Source organism: Leucobacter albus (assembly GCF_039528015.1).
Classification (GTDB): Bacteria; Actinomycetota; Actinomycetes; order Actinomycetales; family Microbacteriaceae; genus Leucobacter; species Leucobacter albus.
Genome location: NZ_BAAAKZ010000001.1, coordinates 273,075 through 290,730, shown reverse-complemented (window position 1 = coordinate 290,730; position 17,656 = coordinate 273,075). Strand labels below are relative to the sequence as shown.

Here is a 17,656-nt window from a genome sequence, read left to right as displayed (position 1 = left end):
CCTGATTACGCGCCGCGGAGGCGCTCTGCGAGGTAGGCATGCAGCTCTGCGCGCGGCACGCGCTCCTGCTGCATCGTGTCGCGCTCGCGCACGGTGACCGCGTTATCGTCGAGCGAGTCGAAATCGACGGTGACGCAGAACGGGGTGCCGATCTCGTCCTGGCGACGGTAGCGACGGCCAATGGCCCCCGAGTCATCGAAGTCGATGTTCCAGTCTTCGCGCAGCTCCTGGGCGATCTCGCGGGCGAGCGGCGACAGGTTCTCGTTGCGGCTGAGTGGCAAAACCGCCGCCTTGACGGGCGCGAGGCGCGGGTCGAGCGCGAGCATCGTGCGGGTGTCGGTGCCACCCTTCGAGTTCGGCACCTCCTCCTCGCGGTACGCATCGACGAGGAACGCCATGAGCGAGCGAGTCAGGCCCGCGGCCGGCTCGATCACGTACGGGGTGTAGCGTTCGTTCTTCGTCTGGTCAAAGAAGCTCAGGTCTTTGCCGGAGTGCTCGGAGTGCGTTGAGAGGTCGAAGTTTGTGCGGTTCGCGATGCCCTCGAGCTCGCCCCACTCACTGCCCTGGAACCCGAAGCGGTACTCGATGTCGGCGGTGCGCTTCGAGTAGTGCGACAGCTTCTCTTGCGGGTGATCGTAGAAGCGCAGGTTCTCTGGGTCGATGCCGAGGCCGACGTACCAGTCCATCCGCTCCTTCATCCAGTACTCCTGCCACTCCTCGTCGGTTCCTGGCTCGACGAAGAACTCCATCTCCATCTGCTCGAACTCGCGGGTGCGGAAGATGAAGTTGCCCGGGGTGATCTCGTTGCGGAAGCTCTTGCCGATCTGGCCGATGCCAAACGGCGGCTTCATGCGGGCTGCCTGCAGCACGTTCGCGAAGTTCACGAAGATGCCCTGAGCGGTCTCGGGGCGCAGGTAGTGCAGGCCGGCCTCGTCGTCGACGGGGCCGAGGTAGGTCTTCAGCAGGCCCGAGAAGGCGCGGGGCTCGGTGAACTGGCCGCGGGTGCCGCAGGCGACGCAGACGATCTCGGAGAGGCCGTCTTTCGGCGCGCGCCCCTTCTTCTCTTCGAACTGCTCGATGAGGTGGTCTTCGCGGTAGCGCTTGTGGCACTGCAGGCACTCAACGAGCGGGTCGCTGAAGACCTCGACGTGGCCGGAGGCCTCCCACACCCGCTTGGGCAGAATAACGCTCGAGTCGATGCCGACGACGTCTTCACGACGCTGCACCATCGCCTTCCACCACTGGCGCTTGATGTTCTCCTTCAGCGCCGTGCCAAGGGGGCCGTAGTCCCACGCGGAGCGCGACCCACCGTAGATCTCACCCGCTTGGAAGACAAAGCCGCGGTGGCGGGCGAGAGAGATGACCTTATCAAGGCGGGACTGTTCAGCCATAGTGTTATTCACTCCAAGGGGCAGACGGGGATCTTGGCACGTGCGTGCTGCCTCGGCCGCGCGCACACCGCCCTAGTTTAGCCTGCCGAGGCTGTGCGCAGGGGTGTGGCTCGCCAGCTCGCGCGAGCCACACCCCTGCGCGCGCTCGGGCTAGCCTGCCCAGCTCCCGAGCACGATGTTCTCGGGGGCCTCGCCCGCGCGCAGGTGCGCGACCTGGCGCTTGATGAGCGAGACCATGCGCGGCAGCATCGCCGTCGAGTCGCCCCCAACGTGCGGCGTAATCAGCGCGTTCGGCAGCGACCACAGCGGGTGGTCTGCGGGGAGCGGTTCGGGGTCGGTGACGTCGAGCGCGGCGCGGACGCGCCCGCTCGCGAGCTCGGCGACGAGCGCGTCGGTGTCGACGAGCGGCCCCCGGCCAACGTTCACGACGAGCGCGCCGTCTGGCAGCTTCGCTAGCTTCGCCGCGCCAAACATGCCGCGGGTGTCATCGTTCAGCGGCAGCCCGAGCACGAGAATTTCGGCGTCGGGCAGCAGCGCGTCGAGCTCGTCGAGCCCGTGCACGCGCACGGTTTCTCCCGCGAGGTTCTGCTCCTCGCGGGCGGTGCTTGCGAGCCTGGTGATGTGGGTCTCGAACCCCGCGAGGCGCGCCTCGATCGCCTTGCCGACGCCGCCGTAGCCGACGATGAGCACGCGCCGGTCGGCAACGCTCGGGAAAGTGCGCAGATCCCACTTGCCGTCGATTCCGTCGCGCACAAACTCCGGGATCCCGCGCTGCGCCGCAATGATCAGACCGAGGGCGAGTTCTGCCGTCGACGCCTCGTGCACGCTCGTCGCGTTCGCGAGCGCTAGCCCGGCGGGCAGGTAGCGGTCGACCCCGTTGAAGCCGATCGACTGCCACTGCACGAGCCGCGTCTCGACCTCGGCGAGATTCGCCAGGCGGCGAATGCCGCCCCAGTACGGTGGCACGACGATATCGATGCGCTGGCGGGGCGCGGGGCCCTCGACATCCCACTCAACGATGTCGACGCCGTCGATCTCCCCGACGGCCGCTCGAAGCCCCGCATCGGTCGGCAGTGACACAACAATTTCGCTCATGCTGCCAGTCTAGGTGCCCGCCTCACGCGCCGAGCAGCCCTCGCAGCTCGCGCACGAAGTGCTCGATCGTTGCCGCGGCCTGCGCCCTGGCGGCAGCCGACTCCTCCGGGCGGTTGAGGTAGCCGTGCACGGTGCCGGGCTCGGTCGTTGCCGTCACGCGCACGCCGGCGGCCGCGAGTTGCTCGGCGAACTCCTCGCCAGAGGCGCGCAGCTCATCGGCGTCGGCGTTCACGATGATCGTTGGCGGGAGCAGCGCGAGCGTCTCGGGCGGCAGCTCGCCCGCCACGGCCGGGGGCGGCTCGCTCGAGTCGGCGCCGGAACCAGCCGAGCCAGCGCCGGCCGAGTCTGCGCCAGCCGAGCCGGCGCCGGAACCGGCCGAGCCTGCGCCAGAACCGGCCGAGCCTGCGCCAGCCGAACCTGCGCCGAGGTAGAAGTCGTACATCTCGGCGATGCGGTCGGCCCGAAACCGGCGCGCCTCGGGCAAAGCCGCGACCGCGTCAGCGAGCTGCGGATCCGCCCGCTGCACGCGATGCAGCGTCGGGTATTCGAGCAGCAGCGCCTCCGCTGGCCGGGCGGGGGTGCGGCGGCGCTGATCCACCGCGGCGAGCACCGTGAGCTGAGCGCCAGCGCTCGCGCCGCCGGCCACGAGCGGCCCCGGGTACTCGGCCCCGGCCCACGCGAGCACGGCGGCGACGTCGTTCGACAGCGCCGGCGCCTTCACCGTCTCGCTCGCGAGCACGTAATCGACCGAGAGCACTCGCAGACCCGCGGCCGCGAAGCCGCGCGAGACCCAGTCGGCCTCGGGCCAATCGAGCGTGCCGCGCACAAAGGAGCCGCCGTGCGACCACACAAGCGTCGCCCAGGGTTCGACGCCGCGCGCCGGCTCATAGGCGCGCACGGGAACGCTCGCGGAGCCGACGCGGTTGATCTCCCCCACCACCGGCCGCTCGGCGGCCGGCCCTGGCACACGCAGCTCGGTGATCTGCAGTTCGTTCGACACCAGTTCATCTCCCTCGGCCTCACTCGGCACGCACGCCGACACGGCGAGCAACGCCCCCACGGCGAGGGGCGCGAGCCACGCAACAGAACGCCGCATTGCCCCAGTATATTTGCGCGGTTGTGCGCAACAATGGAGGCATGACCGACCAGCATCAGGGCGCGCGCCGCGATTTCACGTATACCGACGCCCACGGTATCGAGATAAGCGCGTACGCGTGGGCGCCCGACCCGGCGCGGGTGGCGGAGCCGATCGGCGCGGTGCAGATCTCGCACGGCATCGGCGAACACGCGCTGCGCTACGACGCCTTCGCGCGCTTTCTCACCGGCGCAGGCCTCGTCGTGTACGCGAACGATCACCGCGGGCACGGCGAAACGGGCAGGCGTCAGCACGGGGGCGAGCTCTCGCTGCTCGGCAAGCTCGGGCCGGGCGGGTTGCGGGCGGCCGAGGCCGCGATCGAGCAGCTCACCGGCGTAATTCGCGAGGCGCACCCCGGTCTGCGAGTTGCGCAGTTCGGCCACTCGTGGGGGTCGCTCATGACCCAGCGGATCCTCAACGAATCACCGCGGCAATGGGACGCCGTTGTGCTCTCGGGTAGCGCGTACCGCACCCCGAAGTTCATGGAGAGCGGCAAGCTCAACGCCGCCTGGGCCGGGGCCGACGACGCCACCGGATTCGAATGGCTGAGCCGCGACCCCGAGACCGCCAGGGCATTTCTTGCCGACCCTCTGTGCTTCGAAGCCAACATTCTCAAGCTCTTCGGCGTGGCCGACGGGCTGCGGCTGTTTGGCACACCGGGGCCCGGGCTCGCGGCCGATGTGCCGCTGCTGATTGTCGCTGGCGGCGACGACCCGCTGAGCCGGGGCGACGGGCTGCGGCGCCTCGCCGATGCGTACCGGGCCCGGGGTGTGCGCGATGTTGCGCTGAAGATCTACCCCGGGGCCAGGCACGAGATCTTGAACGAGACGAACCGCGACGCGGTGTTCACCGACGTGGCCACCTGGCTGCTCGAGCGCCTCGAGGGGTAGGGGCCTGGGGCCTGGGCCCTAGGCCCTGGGCTTTGGGCCCCGTGCGCCCGCTCCGTCACCATCTTTTCGCCCCGTCACCATGCAAATGACGGGTATTTGCGTGGTGACGGGCGCAAAACATGGTGACGGAGGGAATTGGGGCCGGCCCAGGGCCCGAGCCCAAGACCCCTGGGCCCAGCCCTCTAACCCAGCTCGAGGCGCTCGTAGCCAGCCAGCAAGATGCGCTCGGCGAGCGACAGGTAGCCCTTGAGCTGCGCGGCCGCACGCTCGGTCTCGCCAGATTCGAGCAGCTCGATAATCGCGAGGTTGCGCTCCAAGAACGGCGCGTGCAGGTACTCGGGGTCGTCGATCAGCCCGAACGCCAGCCTCAGCTCGGTGGCGAGCTGCTCGTAGAGCCGGTTGAGCCTGGGGCTGTCGGCAAGCTCAAACACGGCCCGGTGGAAGGCGATGTTCGCACCGGCGATCGCCGACCAGTCGCCTCGCTCGCGGTGCTCGAGCGCTGCCTCGACCGCCGCGCGCATCTTCGCGATGGCCGGGTGCTTCGGCAGCGCCTCGGTGACAGCCTGGCACTCGATCAACTGCCGCACCCGATACACATCGATGATCGTGTTGATATTCGGTATGGCGACGATCGCCCCGCGGTTCGGCACCTGGGTAATGAGGCCCTCTTGGCTGAGGGTGCGAAACGCCTCACGCAGGGTGTTGCGAGAGACCCCGAGCGACTCGGCGAGCTTCGCCTCGGGCACCCGGTCTCCCGGCCTGAGCTCTCCCTGCGAGATGCGCCCGCGAATCTCGGCGGCGGCCTCCATCGCCCGCGAAAGCACCGCACTCTCAGCCTCGGCGGGCGCTGCACGACGGGGTGACGACATGCGTGAAGTGTAGCAAGCACCCACCATCAACCCAAGATTGTTGAGCAATTAAACTTGCTTTGTTCAAACAAGCGAGTATTCTGATGGAACGGTCCTCCCCCACGGGCTCACCTCACCATCAGCAGCGCAATGACGCGAAAGGCACCTCACCGATGAGCACCAAACACTCCCCGGAACACGACGAGCAGGGCCCCGCCAGCGAGGTCTCCGTTCCCGGCCCGGCAACGGTCGCCAGCGGCACGGTAGCCAGCAGCGCAGTCGGCTTCGCCAAGAGCAGGCGCGCATCACTGCTCGGAGCGATCTTCTTGATGGCGACCTCGGCGATCGGCCCCGGCTTCATCACCCAGACGGCCACCTTCACCGCGACGCTTGGCGCCGCCTTCGCCTTTGGCATCCTCGTGTCAATCGTCATCGACTTCATCGTGCAGGCGAACATCTGGCAGATCATCACGCTCTCGGGCAAGCGGGCTGCCGAGCTCGCCAACGCCGCGATCCCATTCTCGGGCTTTGTGCTCTCGGTGCTCGTGATCGCCGGCGGCCTCGTCTTCAACATCGGCAACATCGCGGGTGCCGGCCTCGGCCTCAACGCGCTCTTCGGGCTCGACCCGAAGCTCGGGGGCGCGATCAGCGCGATTCTCGCAATCGGCATCTTCCTGTCGCACCGGGCCGGCCTGATCATGGATCGGGCGATCATCGTGCTCGGCATCGTGATGATCGCCCTGACGATCACAGTCGCGATTGTCGCGAACCCGCCAATCGGAGACGCGTTGCGCCAGACGGTACTCCCCGACACGATCGACTTCGCAGCGATTACCACCATCGTCGGCGGCACGGTCGGCGGCTACATCACCTACGCCGGCGCACACAAGCTGCTCGACTCGGGCACGAGCGGCCCCGAGAACATCAAGCAGGTCACCCGCTCAGCGTTCTTCGGCATCGCCGTCACCGGCATCATGCGCTACGTGTTGTTTCTTGCCTTCCTCGGCGTGACCGCGAGCGGCGTGCTGCTCGACCTCTCGAAGAACCCGGCGGCGCAGGCCTTCGAGGCCGCAGCCGGCGAGTGGGGCATGCGTGCCTTCGGCCTCGTGCTGTGGGCGGCGGCGCTCTCGAGCGTCATCGGCGCCGCCTTCACCTCCGTCTCGTTCATGACGGTGTTCAGCGCAAAGCTCGACCTGCGCAGGCGCGGCTGGGCGACGGTTGCCTTCATCGCGGTCGGCCTGATCGCCTACCTGCTCATGGGCACAACCCCCGTCGCGCTGCTCGTCTTTGCCGGCGGGTTCAACGGTCTCATCTTGCCAATCGGTTTCACGGTGTTCATGTACATCGCATGGTTCAGGCGCGACCTGCTCAACGGCCATCGGATCCAGCCGTGGCTGTTGTGGCTCGGTACGCTCATGACCATACTCACCTGGTACATGGGAGCCGTCTCGTTCGGCACGATCTTCAAGTTCCTCGGCGCATAGACCGCACCAGCACCAGCACCAGCACCACCGCGCCCACTCTGAGAAGGGAAATCGATAATGCAGATCGATCTCAACAGCGACCTTGGCGAGCACTACGGTTCGTGGCGCATGGGTGACGACGAGAGCATGCTCGCGACCGTCACGAGCGCGAATATCGCCTGCGGGTTTCACGCCGGCGACCCGAAGACCGCGTTCGCGACGCTGCTCGGGGCCCAGGCCCGCGGCGTCGCCGTCGGCGCCCACGTCGCCTACCCCGACCTCGCGGGCTTCGGCAGGCGCCCCATGGTGCTGCCGGCCGACGAGCTCGAGGCCGACGTGATCTACCAGATCGGCGCGCTTCAGGCGCTCGCCCTCGCGGCCGGAACCGAGGTGCGATACGTGAAACCGCACGGCGCGCTCTACAACTCCATCGCGTTCAACGAGGCCGAGGCTGCGGTCGTGATCCAGGCGATCAAGCGAGTGAACCCGGGTCTCGCGCTCGTGTGCCTCGCCGGGTCGCCGCTCGTCGAGCAGGCTCGCGCCGCCGGGTTGCGGGCGGTGCCCGAGGCGTTTGCGGATCGCGCATACGAGCCAACGGGCGCGCTCGTCTCGCGCAGCGAGCCCGGCGCGGTGCTGCACGACCCAGAGCTCGTCTCCGAGCGCATGCTGCAGCTCGTGGAGCACGGCACCGTCACCGCGCGCGACGGCAGCACCGTGAGCGTCGCGGCAGAGTCGATCTGCGTGCACGGCGACAGCCCCGACGCGGTGCGCATGGCGCAGGCCGTGCGGGAGCGGCTGCTCGCGGCCGGCGTCGAGCTCGCGAACTTCAGCGGGGCGGCCAGGCCGTGACAGGCGACCAGGCGGCAGGCGGCGAGCCCGCGACAGGCGACCTCGCGCCGGGCGGCGAGCTGCGCTTCCGGCCAGCCGGGTCGCGGGCGCTGCTCATCGACTGCGGTTCGCTGAGCAGCGCGCTCGCCGTGTTCGGCGCGCTCAGCGCCGCCCGCGAGCGCGGCGAGCTCGAGGTCGACGAGCTCGTGCCGGCGGCCGAGACCGTGCTCGTCACGGGCGGCGAGGTCGCCTGGGCGGCAAGCAGCGATGCGGGCTGGGCGGCGCGCGGCGCGGCGGGTTCGGCGGCAAGCAGCGATGCGGGCTGGACGGCGCGCGGCGCGGCGGGTTCGGCGGCAAGCAGCACGGAAAGCAGCGCGGGCACGACGGCGCAGAAGCTCCGCCGGCTCATCTCGGCGGCGAGCGCCGGAGCGGTCGCGGCGGCCACCTCCCCCGAGGTCACCATCCCGGTGCGCTACGACGGCGAAGATCTCGCCGAGGTCGCGCGGCTCACCGGGCTGAGCGTCGCAGCCGTCGTTGCACGCCACACGGCCGCGAACTACACGGTCGCGTTCACGGGGTTTGCCCCCGGCTTCGCGTATCTTTCTGGCGGAGACACGGCGCTCTCCGTGCCACGCAGGGCAACTCCGCGGCCGCGGATCCTCCCCGGTTCAGTCGGCCTCGCCGGCCCGTTCTCCGGCGTCTACCCGCGGGAGAGCCCCGGGGGGTGGCAGATCATCGGCGCGACGAGCCACCGCATGTGGGACGAGTCGCGCGAGCAGCCCGCCGTGCTGCTCGCAGGCGGCCGCGTGCGCTTCGTCGTCGAGCGAGCTGCTGCCACGCTCTCGCCGCAGACCGGGTCTGCGCTCGGCACGCTGGGCACTGGTGCGGAGCAGGTGCTGCGAGAAACCGCCCCCGCGGCAGCGACCGCAGCCACATCCGCGGGGCGCACCGCAGCTCGCACCGCGGCTTCACCCGACACCGCGGCTTCACCCGACACCGCACCTTCGCCCGGCACCGAACCGCCAGCCGGTACCGTTCCAGCCGACCAGCACCCCAGCACCCGAGGCGCAGGCACCCCCGCGCTCCGCGTGCTCGACGCCGGCCTACAGACGCTCGTGCAAGACGCCGGCCGCAAGCACGCGGCGGGCATGGGCGTCGGCGAATCCGGCGCGGCAGACCGCGGCGCGCTCCGCTCCGCGAATGCGCTCGTGGGTAACCGCCCCGACGCTGCTGCCCTCGAACTCAGCCACGGCGGGTTTGCGGTTGTGGCGATCGACACGGCGGTGCTCGCACTCACCGGCGCGCCGCGCTCCGCGCACATCTCCGGGCCCTTTGGCGAGCGGCCCACCCCGCACGGCGCCCCGTTCCGCCTGAGCGCGGGCGAATGCCTGACAGTTGACCACCCCGTTCGCGGCCTGCGCACCGTGCTCGCACTGCGGGGCGGCGTCGCCGGGCAGCAGTTTCTCGGCAGTCTGTCGCGTGACACACTCGCGGGTCTCGGCCCGGCCGCGCTTGCCGAGGGCGACGAGATTCGCGCCGGCAATGCCGCGGTATCGGCTGTCGCGGCGCCGGCACCGGCCCTGCCAGCGCCGGCCCTGCCAGCGCCGCCCCTGCCTGCGCCGGGCGAGGTAGCAACGCTCCGCATCGTGAAGGGCCCGCGCGACGACTGGTTCGATGCCGCGGCGAGCGCCAAGCTCACCGGCCAGGAGTGGGCGGTGAGCCCGCAGAGCAACCGCGTCGGCGTGCGCCTTGCCGGCGAGCCGCTTGCGCGGAACGACGAGCACGCCTCGCGCGAATTGCCGAGCGAGGGCGTCGCGCTCGGCTCCCTGCAGGTGCCCCCAGACGGGCAGCCGGTGCTGTTTCTTGCGGATCGCCCGCTCACGGGCGGGTATCCGGTCATCGCGGTGATCCACCACGACGACATCGACCTGGCCGCGCAGCTCGCGCCCGGCGCCCGCGTGCGCTTCGCACTCGTGGGGGCGGCCGCAAAGCCGGCCTCGCAAGCGGCCGCACCGGCCGCCGCCCACCCAGCCGCCCACCCAGCAGCCCACCCAGCAGCCCACCCAGCAGCCCACCCCGAAGATGTGGAGACCCACCCGTGACCCTCACCAAGATTCTGATCGCCAATCGCGGCGAGATCGCCGTCCGCATCATCCGCGCCGCCCGCGAAGCAGGCATCGCGAGCGTCGCCGTCTACGCCGACGACGACGCCGACGCGCTGCACGTGCGCCTCGCAGACGAGGCCTACGCGCTCGGTGGCGCGAGCCCGGCAGACACCTACCTCGACATCGCGAAGCTGCTCGCCGCGGCGGAGCGCTCAGGGGCCGACGCTATTCACCCCGGCTACGGGTTTCTCTCTGAGCGCGCCGACTTCGCGGCCGCGGTGATCGCCGCCGGGCTCACCTGGGTCGGGCCAGACCCCGAGACCATCGAGGTGCTCGGCGACAAGGCACGGGCCCGCGCGCTGGCGGCCGAGGTCGGCGCGCCGCTCGTTCCCGGCAGCGCTGGCGTCGTGGGCGACGCGGCCGAGGTCGTCGCGTTCGCAGACGAGCACGGCCTGCCGATCGCGATCAAGGCCGTGTTTGGCGGCGGCGGGCGCGGCATGCGCGTCGTGCGCGAGCGCGCCGAGATCGCCGAGGCGTTCGAGTCTGCCGTGCGCGAGGCGACCGCCGCGTTCGGCCAGGGCGACTGCCTCGTCGAGCGCTTTCTCGACCGCCCGCGCCACATCGAGGCGCAGGTGCTCGGCGACCGGCATGGCCGCATCGCCGTGCTCGGCACCCGCGATTGCTCGCTGCAGCGCCGCAACCAGAAGCTCGTCGAGGAGGCGCCCGCTCCCTTCATCTCAGACGAGCTTCGCGAGCGCATCCACGACGCGGCCGCCGCGGTGTGCCGCGCCGCGGGCTACGTCGGCGCCGGCACCGTCGAGTTTCTGCTCGGCGAAGACGGCACCCTCACGTTCCTCGAGGTGAACACGCGGCTGCAGGTCGAGCACCCCGTCACCGAGATGGTGACGGGGGTCGACCTCGTGCAGCAGCAGTTCGTCATCGCCGCAGGGCTGCCCATGACGGTGCCCGAGGAGATTCCGACGTTCGGGCACGCGATCGAGTTTCGCATCAACGCCGAAGACCCCGGGCTCGGGTACCTGCCGACCCCCGGCACCGTCGAGCGCTTCGACGCGCCCGGCGGCCCCGGCGTGCGCGTCGACACCGGGGTGTACGCCGGCTACACCGTGCCCGGCAGCTTCGATTCGATGCTCGCGAAGCTCATCGTGTGGGGCAAGGATCGTGACGAGGCGCTCAGGCGCTCGCGGCGAGCCCTGGCGGAGTTTCATATCGACGGCGTCGCGACAGTGCTTTCGTTCGACCGCCACGTCGTGACCGACCCGGCGTTCGTCGCCGCTGACGGCGCATTCGGCGTGCACACCAGGTGGATCGAGGAGGAGTGCACCGCCGAGTTCGAACCCGCGGCTGCCGTCGCGCCCCCTGGGGCACCGAGGTTCGCACGCATGCCAATCGAGGTCGATGGGCGGATTCTCGAGCTCGGGCTGCCCGAGAGCTTTCTCGCGCGGCTCGAGGCCGGCGCGGCCGCGCTCGGCGGGCGAGTCGGGGGCGGTGCTGGTGCCGGCGGTGCTGACGGTGCCGGTGCCGGCGGAACCGGCGACCTCGGCGGCAGCGGTTTTGGCTTGGGCAGCAGCGGTGCGGGTGGCAGCGGATCGGGCGCAGGCGCGCTCGTCGCCCCGTTCGCAGGCACCCTCGCCTCTTGGAAGGCAGACGACGGCGCGCTCGTCGCGGCTGGCGACACCATCGCGCTGCTCGAGGCGATGAAGATGGAGGTGCCGGTCAAGGCCGCCGCCTCGGGCACGCTGCGGCACGGCGCCGCAGCGGGCACGGCACTGGCCGCAGGCGCCACGCTCGGCTCGATCGAGCCGTAGCGGGGGCAGCCGGCGCACCCAGCACCCACACCCAGCACCGTTCAACGAAGAAGGAGCACAACCGTGACACGCATTCAGGCAACCCCAGTGCAGCTCCGCGAGGCGCGCGAGGCGCGCTCCGTGTACCGGGCAGGCCTCGTCACGCCGACGAGCGGCGTCGCCCACGGCCTCGTGCAGGCCAACCTCATCGCGGTGCCTGCCGACTGGGCCTACGACGTGCTGCTCTATGCGCAGCGCAACCCCCAGGCGTGCCCGGTGCTCGAGGTGCTCGACGCGGGCGCGACCGAGTCGCTGCTCGCGCCGGGGTCAGACCTGCGCTTCGACATTCCGCAGTACCGCGTGTGGCGCGACGGCGTGCTCGTGGGCGAGCCGACAGACGCCTCCGCCGCATGGCAGGAGCACCCCGACCTCGTCTCGTTTCTCATCGGCTGCAGTTTCACGTTCGAGGCCGGGCTCGTCGACGCCGGCATTGAGATCCGCCACCAGACGCTCGGTCGCAACGTGCCGATGTACCGCACCAACCGCGCGTGTGCGCCGGCGGGCAGGCTCAGCGGCGAGCTCGTCGTCTCGATGCGCCCCATCCCCGGCGATCGGGTGGCCGAGGCAGTGCAGATTTCGGGTCGCTACCCGGCGGTGCACGGCGCCCCGGTGCACATCGGCGACCCCGCCGGGCTCGGCATCGAAGACATCCAGGCGCCGGAGTTCGGCGATGCCCCCGAGATCCGCGCGGGCGACGTGCCCGTGTTCTGGGCGTGCGGCGTGACCCCGCAGGCCGCGATCATGGCGTCGAAGCCGCCCTTCGCCCTCACCCACGCGCCCGGCTACATGTTCGTGACCGACGTGCCCGACGCGAACTACCTCGTCTGAGGGGCCCGCGCGCCAGCGCGTCGCCCCCCTAGGGTCGTACCCCTACGGGCTTCCCGGCGGGCGACGGCACCCAGGTACCGAAGACCCTGCACCGCGGGAGGATCCGGCAGCGCCCGACACAGCGCAGACTGGATCTCATGCAACACCCGAGTACCCCCGTCACCGATCACCAGAATCGCCGCCACGCTACTGTCTCGTCTGCCGGCCACCCGCCCGCTGGCACTCCCAGCGGCTCAGCGCCGCGCATCGCGTCGCTCGACGTGCTGCGCGGCATCGCACTGGCAGGCATTCTCCCGGTGAACGTGCAGGCCATCGCCAGCTGGGGTTACGACGCCCCCGTGCGCCCGTTCACGGGCGAGGCGGCGCCGATCGATTTCGTGACCGGCCTCGTCTTCGAGGGGCGAATGATGCCGCTGTTTGCGATCCTCTTCGGCATTGGCTTCGCGCTGTTTCTCGCATCCGCCGGCAGCCGCACGGCGCGACCGCGCGTCGTACTTGCACGCAGGCTCGGTTTCCTCGCCGTCGTCGGTGTGCTGCACCACCTCATCTACCCGGGCGAGGTGCTCGCCTTCTACGCTGTCGCCGGGCTCGTGATCCTCCTCCCCGCGAGCTTTCTGCCGCGCTGGGTTCCGCTCGTCGCGGGCGTTGCGCTCACGGCCGCCGGTGCGCCGTTCGGTGGGCCGATGCTGCTGCCCGGCCTGTTTCTGCTCGGCGCCGCCATCGTGCGGTACGACGCGCTTGGCACGCTCGAGCGCAGGCCGATGGTGCACGTTACCGCCTTCACCATCGCGGCCGTTGCCGCGGCAGGGGTGACGATGCTGCAGCTCGATGAAATCGCCCTCGGATCCTTCTCGAAACCGGGTCGCATCGCGGGCGTGCTCACCATGTTCGCCCTCGCGCTCGGCGTGCTGCTGCTCATGCGCTCGCGGCCGCTGGCGCGCGCGCTCACCGCCGTGTTCGCGCCGCTCGGCCGCATGGCCTTCACAAATTACCTCACCGCGACCCTGCTCGTCGTGGCGCTCGCGCTGGCGATCAACGCGCCCGAAATGACCTGGCTGCCCGAGTACGGCTACCTGGTCGCGCTGGCGATCATTCCCGTGCAGTGGGCGTGGTCGGTGCTGTGGCTCAAGCACTTCAGGTACGGCCCGCTCGAGTGGGTGTGGCGCACCGTCACCTGGTGGGCACCGCAGCCGCTGCGCAAGTAGTTGTTTCGGCTGGACTAGCCGCGGCCGCCCCGCCGCGGCATCCACCGCAGAAACCCCCAGGTGCCGAAGAGCCCGATGACCCCCATGGCCGCGGTCGCCACCCCGATCGGGGCGACCGCGGCCATCGCCGAGAAGATCAGGGGCGCGGCCGCCGCGCCCGCGCTCGTGAGCGTGCGCCACGAGCCGAGAAACGGCGCCGGGTTCTGCTTGGGCGCGAGATCCGCCCCGAGCGTGAGCAGCAGGCCGCTCGACAGCCCGTTCGCGACGCCGATCACCGCCGACAGCGCAACGAACCAGCCGGTCGCGCTGTGCCAGTCGAGCGTCAGCGCGAGCATCAGAAAGGCGGAGCTCATCATCAGCATCGACGGCACGACCGCCCACAGCCTGCCGAAGCGATCCATCACCTGCCCGCTCGCGTAGAAGAGCGCGAAATCGAGCGCCCCGGAGATGCCGACAACCAGCGAGATGGTCTGCGCGTCGAGCCCGATCGCGACGCCCCAGAGCGGCAGCACGACCTGCCGGGCCGCCCGCAGCGCAGACAGCGTAGATGCCGCGAGCCCGAGCCTCGCGAGCACACCGCGGAAGCGCACCATCGTGCGAAACACCCCCTCGCGTGCACCGGCCCCGTCTGGCAGGCTCATCCCGGCGGTCGCGGGGCCGTTTACTGCGGTGTTCTCGGGCCCCGCTGCTTGCCTTGGCGCGGGGGTGCGCTCGCCGGCAACGAACTCGCGCTCGGGGTCGGGCCCGAGCCACACGAGCAGCACCGTCGCTGCCAGGCAGGCGATGAGAAACCAGATCACCGCGGCGGCCTGCAGGCTCGAGACGAGCAGCAGCGCCCCGACAAACGGCCCGAGGAACATGCCGAAGCGGTAGCTGCCCCCGAGCAGCGCGAGCGCCCTTGCTCGGAAGTGGAACGGCACGTGCGTCGCCATGAACGAGTGCCTCGCGAGCCCGAATGCCGCCGCGCAGAACCCGTTGATGAAGACCGCGAGGGTCAGCACCGTGATGCTCGTGGCGAACGGCAGCATGACGGCGCCGATGAGGGCGAGCACCCCCGAAATCACCATCGCCAGGCGCTCGCCAACCCGCGCGACGAGCCAGCCAGCGGGAATGTTTCCGCCGAGCTGACCGACGACGAGGGCGGAGGCGACGAGCCCGGAGGTCGCGAGATCGGCCCCGAGCCCCGTCGCCATCGTCGGAATCAGCGGGATGATGGCGCCCTGCCCAAGCGCAAACAAGAGCGTCGGGCCATAAATCATCGGGGCGAGGCGCCACAGGAATCTCGCGATCGGTTCAGCCACGAGCGTTCCTGTTCATTCTGTTCACCTTACTCTCGCGGGCGCCGCGCCGCGCCGTGCCCCGGGACCCGCCGCCCCGCACCCGCACCCGCACCCTCCGCACCCGCCCCGCCCCGCACCCTCCGCATATGGCAGTAGTTGTCGCTTGCGGGCTCGCGATGCGACAAGAGCCGCCATATGCGTGGCCGACGTCTGCCTCAGCGCATAGCCGAGGGCCGCGCCGAGGAGTACCCTGTGTATAAGGCAAGAGGAGGCTGACATGCACGGCGAGTACAAGGTTCCCGGCGGCAAGCTCGTCGTCGTCGACTTCGAGGTCGAGGGCGACGCGATCACCGACTTCCGGCTCTCGGGCGACTTCTTCCTCGAACCAGACGAGGCGCTCCTCGACATCAACCGGGCCATCGAGGGCATGCGCCCGAACTCGACGATCGAGGAGTTCGCTGACGCGATCCGCAAGGCGCTGCCGAGCGAGGTGCACCTGCTCGGGTTCACGCCAGATTCCGTCGGCATCGCGATCCGCCGCGGCGTCACGGGGGCCGCACACTGGCGCGACTACGACTGGCAGATCGTGCGCGAGCCCGCGATCACCCCGATGCTCAACGCCGCGCTCGACGAGGTGCTCACGACCGCGGTCGGCGAGGGCCTGCGCGGCCCGACGCTGCGCATCTGGGAGTGGAACGAGCCGGCCGTGATCATCGGCTCGTTCCAATCGGTGAAGAACGAGGTCGACGAGGCTGCGGCCGCCGAGCACGGCGCGACGCTCGTACGCCGCATCTCGGGCGGCGGCGCGATGTACATGGAGCCAGAGGCGAGCATCACCTACGCGCTGTACATTCCGGGCGAGCTCGTGCGCGGCATGTCGTTCGCCGACTCGTACGCGTACCTCGACGACTGGGTGCTCGAGGCACTGAAGTCGCTCGGCATCGACGCGGTCTACAAGCCGCTCAACGACATCACGAGCCCGCAGGGCAAGATCGGCGGGGCCGCGCAGAAGCGGCTCGGCTCGGGCGCGATTCTGCACCACGTCACGATGGCGTACGACATGGATCCGACAGCGATGACGTCGGTGCTGCGCATCGGCCGCGAGAAGCTGTCTGACAAGGGCACGGCGAGCGCGCAGAAGCGGGTCGACCCGCTGAAGAGCCAGACCGGCAAGACGCGCGAGGAGATCGTCGAGCGCATGATCGAGGTGTTTCAGCGCCGCCACGGCGGCGTGATGGGCGAGGTCACCGAGGGCGAGTGGGACGCGGCGGAGCGGCTCGTCGAGCAGAAATTCACCAGCGAGGAGTGGCTGCGGCGCGTGCCGTAGCCGCGCGTTCGCCCGTTTCAACACACGCAAGGGAGCTCACAGTGATTCGACTCGGCATGGTGACGATTGATGTTGCGGATCCGCGGCCGCTTGCCAGGTGGTGGGCGGATCGCCTCGGCGGCGAGATCGCACAAGACTTCGACGGCTGGTTCTGCGTCGTGCGCGCGCCCGAGCTGCCCGTGGCACTCGGCTTCCAGCGGGTCGACGACCCGACCCCCGGCAAGAACCGGGTGCACCTCGACTTCGATCGCACCGCCGATGTCGACCGCGACGCGCTGGTCGCCGAGTGGGTCGCGGCTGGTGCCATTCACCTCGGCCAGCGCGGCGACTCCGAGTTCAACTGGGATACCTTCGCCGACCCGGCTGGCAACGAGTTCTGCATCGGCGACCCGCACTAGCCGCAGCCTCAGCCGCAGCTAGGGCAGCAGCACGACCTTGCCAGTCGTCTCGCGCCCCTCGAGGGCGCGGTGAGCAGCTGCCGCCTCGGCGAGCGGGAACGTCGCGCCAACTCTGAGGTCGAGCGTGCCGGCCTCGATCGCACCAAACAGCTCGCCGTAGCGCCACGCGCGCTCCTCTGCTGTGCGCAGAAAGTAGCCGAGCGATGGCCTGGTCACCGACAGCGAGCCGCCCGAGTTCAGCCGCTGCAGGTCGAAGGGCGGCACCGGGCCGCTCGCGCCGCCGAACAGCACGAGCTCGCCGCGCACGCGCAGTGCGTCGAGCGAGCCGTCGAACGTGTCTCTGCCGACGCCGTCGTACACAGCGGCGACGCCCTCGCCGCCCGTGAGCTCGCGCACAGCCTCGGCAAACCCCGAGTAGCCGATCGACTCGGTGGCCCCAGCGGCGCGACTGAGGTCGCGCTTTTCCTCGCTCGATGCTGTCGTGATCACGCGCACCCCGCGCGCCGCGAGCAGCTGCGTGAGCAGCAGACCGACACCGCCGGCCCCGGCGTGCAGCAGCACCGTTTCGCCGGCCTCTGGTCGCGTCACCGAGGTGCACAGGTAGTGCGCGGTGAGCCCCTGCAGCGGGAGCGCTGCGGCCCGCTCGTCGGTGAGCACCTCGGCGAGCGCAGCTGGCACGCGCACGGCGGCCTCGGCTGCCACAACGAACTGCTCAGCGTAGCTGGCCCGCGCCTCGGCGGTAACCACGCGGTCGCCGACGGCAAACCCCTCGACCTCGCCGCCGACGGCGAGCACCCGACCCGTCGCCTCGGCCCCCGGGGTAAACGGGAACTGCACGGGGTAGAGCCCCGATCGCTGGTAGGTCTCGATGAAGTTCACCCCGACCGCGGTCGTCTCGACCACAAGCTCCCGCGGGGCGGGCGTCAGCGCTCCCGCATCGGTGAAAGACAGGACTTCGGGCCCACCCGGCCGCTCTGCAATGATCGCGCGCATGTCTC

15 protein-coding genes are annotated in these 17,656 nt (G+C 70.2%); 9 read left to right on the top strand and 6 right to left on the bottom strand.

The features are described from left to right. Positions 1-5: 5 nt before the first annotated feature. The 3 genes from ABD115_RS01290 to ABD115_RS01280 all read right to left on the bottom strand — a co-directional run bounded on the left by ABD115_RS01290 (position 6) and on the right by ABD115_RS01280 (position 3,582). Complete coding sequence (locus ABD115_RS01290) at positions 6-1,391, bottom strand: glycine--tRNA ligase (RefSeq protein ID WP_343957374.1); 1,386 nt, start codon at positions 1,389-1,391, stop codon at positions 6-8. Positions 1,392-1,541: 150 nt separating this feature from the next. Further along, positions 1,542-2,486, bottom strand: a complete 945-nt coding sequence (locus ABD115_RS01285) for a 2-hydroxyacid dehydrogenase (RefSeq protein ID WP_343957372.1) — start codon at positions 2,484-2,486, stop codon at positions 1,542-1,544. A gap of 22 nt (positions 2,487-2,508) precedes the next feature. Beyond that, the gene (locus ABD115_RS01280; protein ID WP_343957369.1) at positions 2,509-3,582 is read right to left on the bottom strand and encodes an alpha/beta hydrolase; all 1,074 of its coding nucleotides are present in this window, start codon (positions 3,580-3,582) and stop codon (positions 2,509-2,511) included. Positions 3,583-3,623: 41 nt separating this feature from the next. On the opposite strand from ABD115_RS01280, the gene ABD115_RS01275 reads away from it, so the two are divergent. Further along, on the top strand, positions 3,624-4,511 hold the full coding sequence (locus tag ABD115_RS01275; RefSeq protein ID WP_343957367.1) for an alpha/beta fold hydrolase: 888 nt from the start codon (positions 3,624-3,626) through the stop codon (positions 4,509-4,511). Between the two features lie 182 nt (positions 4,512-4,693). Here the strand turns inward: ABD115_RS01275 and ABD115_RS01270 are convergent, their stop codons facing one another. Further along, on the bottom strand, positions 4,694-5,380 hold the full coding sequence (locus tag ABD115_RS01270; protein ID WP_343957365.1) for a GntR family transcriptional regulator: 687 nt from the start codon (positions 5,378-5,380) through the stop codon (positions 4,694-4,696). Positions 5,381-5,532: 152 nt separating this feature from the next. Between ABD115_RS01270 and ABD115_RS01265 the strand changes: the two genes are divergently transcribed. The 6 genes from ABD115_RS01265 (at position 5,533) to ABD115_RS01240 (ending at position 13,653) form a co-directional block, all read left to right on the top strand. Further along, positions 5,533-6,843 carry an NRAMP family divalent metal transporter gene (locus ABD115_RS01265; RefSeq protein WP_382389519.1) on the top strand — a complete coding sequence of 437 codons (1,311 nt, stop codon included), beginning with the start codon at positions 5,533-5,535 and terminating at the stop codon, positions 6,841-6,843. Between the two features lie 54 nt (positions 6,844-6,897). Beyond that, on the top strand, positions 6,898-7,671 hold the full coding sequence (locus ABD115_RS01260) for a LamB/YcsF family protein (RefSeq protein ID WP_343957528.1): 774 nt from the start codon (positions 6,898-6,900) through the stop codon (positions 7,669-7,671). Then, positions 7,668-9,752, top strand: coding sequence for a 5-oxoprolinase subunit B/C family protein (locus tag ABD115_RS01255; protein ID WP_343957363.1), 2,085 nt, complete (start codon positions 7,668-7,670; stop codon positions 9,750-9,752). Before ABD115_RS01260 ends, ABD115_RS01255 begins: the two co-directional genes overlap by 4 nt. After that, a complete protein-coding gene (locus tag ABD115_RS01250; RefSeq protein WP_343957361.1) occupies positions 9,749-11,581 on the top strand; it encodes an acetyl/propionyl/methylcrotonyl-CoA carboxylase subunit alpha in 1,833 nt (610 codons plus the stop codon). The genes ABD115_RS01255 and ABD115_RS01250 overlap by 4 nt, the downstream gene beginning before the upstream one ends. A gap of 63 nt (positions 11,582-11,644) precedes the next feature. Continuing rightward, entirely contained in the window at positions 11,645-12,448 is an 804-nt protein-coding gene (locus tag ABD115_RS01245; RefSeq protein ID WP_343957359.1) for a putative hydro-lyase, read from the top strand. A 137-nt stretch (positions 12,449-12,585) separates the two neighbouring features. Then, positions 12,586-13,653 (top strand): DUF418 domain-containing protein, encoded by a 1,068-nt coding sequence (locus ABD115_RS01240; protein WP_343957357.1) that lies wholly within the window; start codon positions 12,586-12,588, stop codon positions 13,651-13,653. A gap of 14 nt (positions 13,654-13,667) precedes the next feature. Here ABD115_RS01240 and ABD115_RS01235 read toward each other — a convergent pair whose 3' ends face one another. Then, on the bottom strand, positions 13,668-14,954 hold the full coding sequence (locus tag ABD115_RS01235; protein ID WP_425560049.1) for an MFS transporter: 1,287 nt from the start codon (positions 14,952-14,954) through the stop codon (positions 13,668-13,670). Between the two features lie 256 nt (positions 14,955-15,210). Between ABD115_RS01235 and lplAB the strand changes: the two genes are divergently transcribed. Next, entirely contained in the window at positions 15,211-16,260 is a 1,050-nt protein-coding gene (lplAB, locus tag ABD115_RS01230) for a lipoate-protein ligase LplAB (RefSeq protein WP_343957355.1), read from the top strand. A 41-nt stretch (positions 16,261-16,301) separates the two neighbouring features. Further along, entirely contained in the window at positions 16,302-16,658 is a 357-nt protein-coding gene (locus ABD115_RS01225; RefSeq protein ID WP_343957353.1) for a VOC family protein, read from the top strand. An 18-nt stretch (positions 16,659-16,676) separates the two neighbouring features. Here the strand turns inward: ABD115_RS01225 and ABD115_RS01220 are convergent, their stop codons facing one another. Beyond that, positions 16,677-17,651 (bottom strand): quinone oxidoreductase family protein, encoded by a 975-nt coding sequence (locus ABD115_RS01220; RefSeq protein ID WP_343957351.1) that lies wholly within the window; start codon positions 17,649-17,651, stop codon positions 16,677-16,679. Positions 17,652-17,656 lie beyond the last annotated feature (5 nt).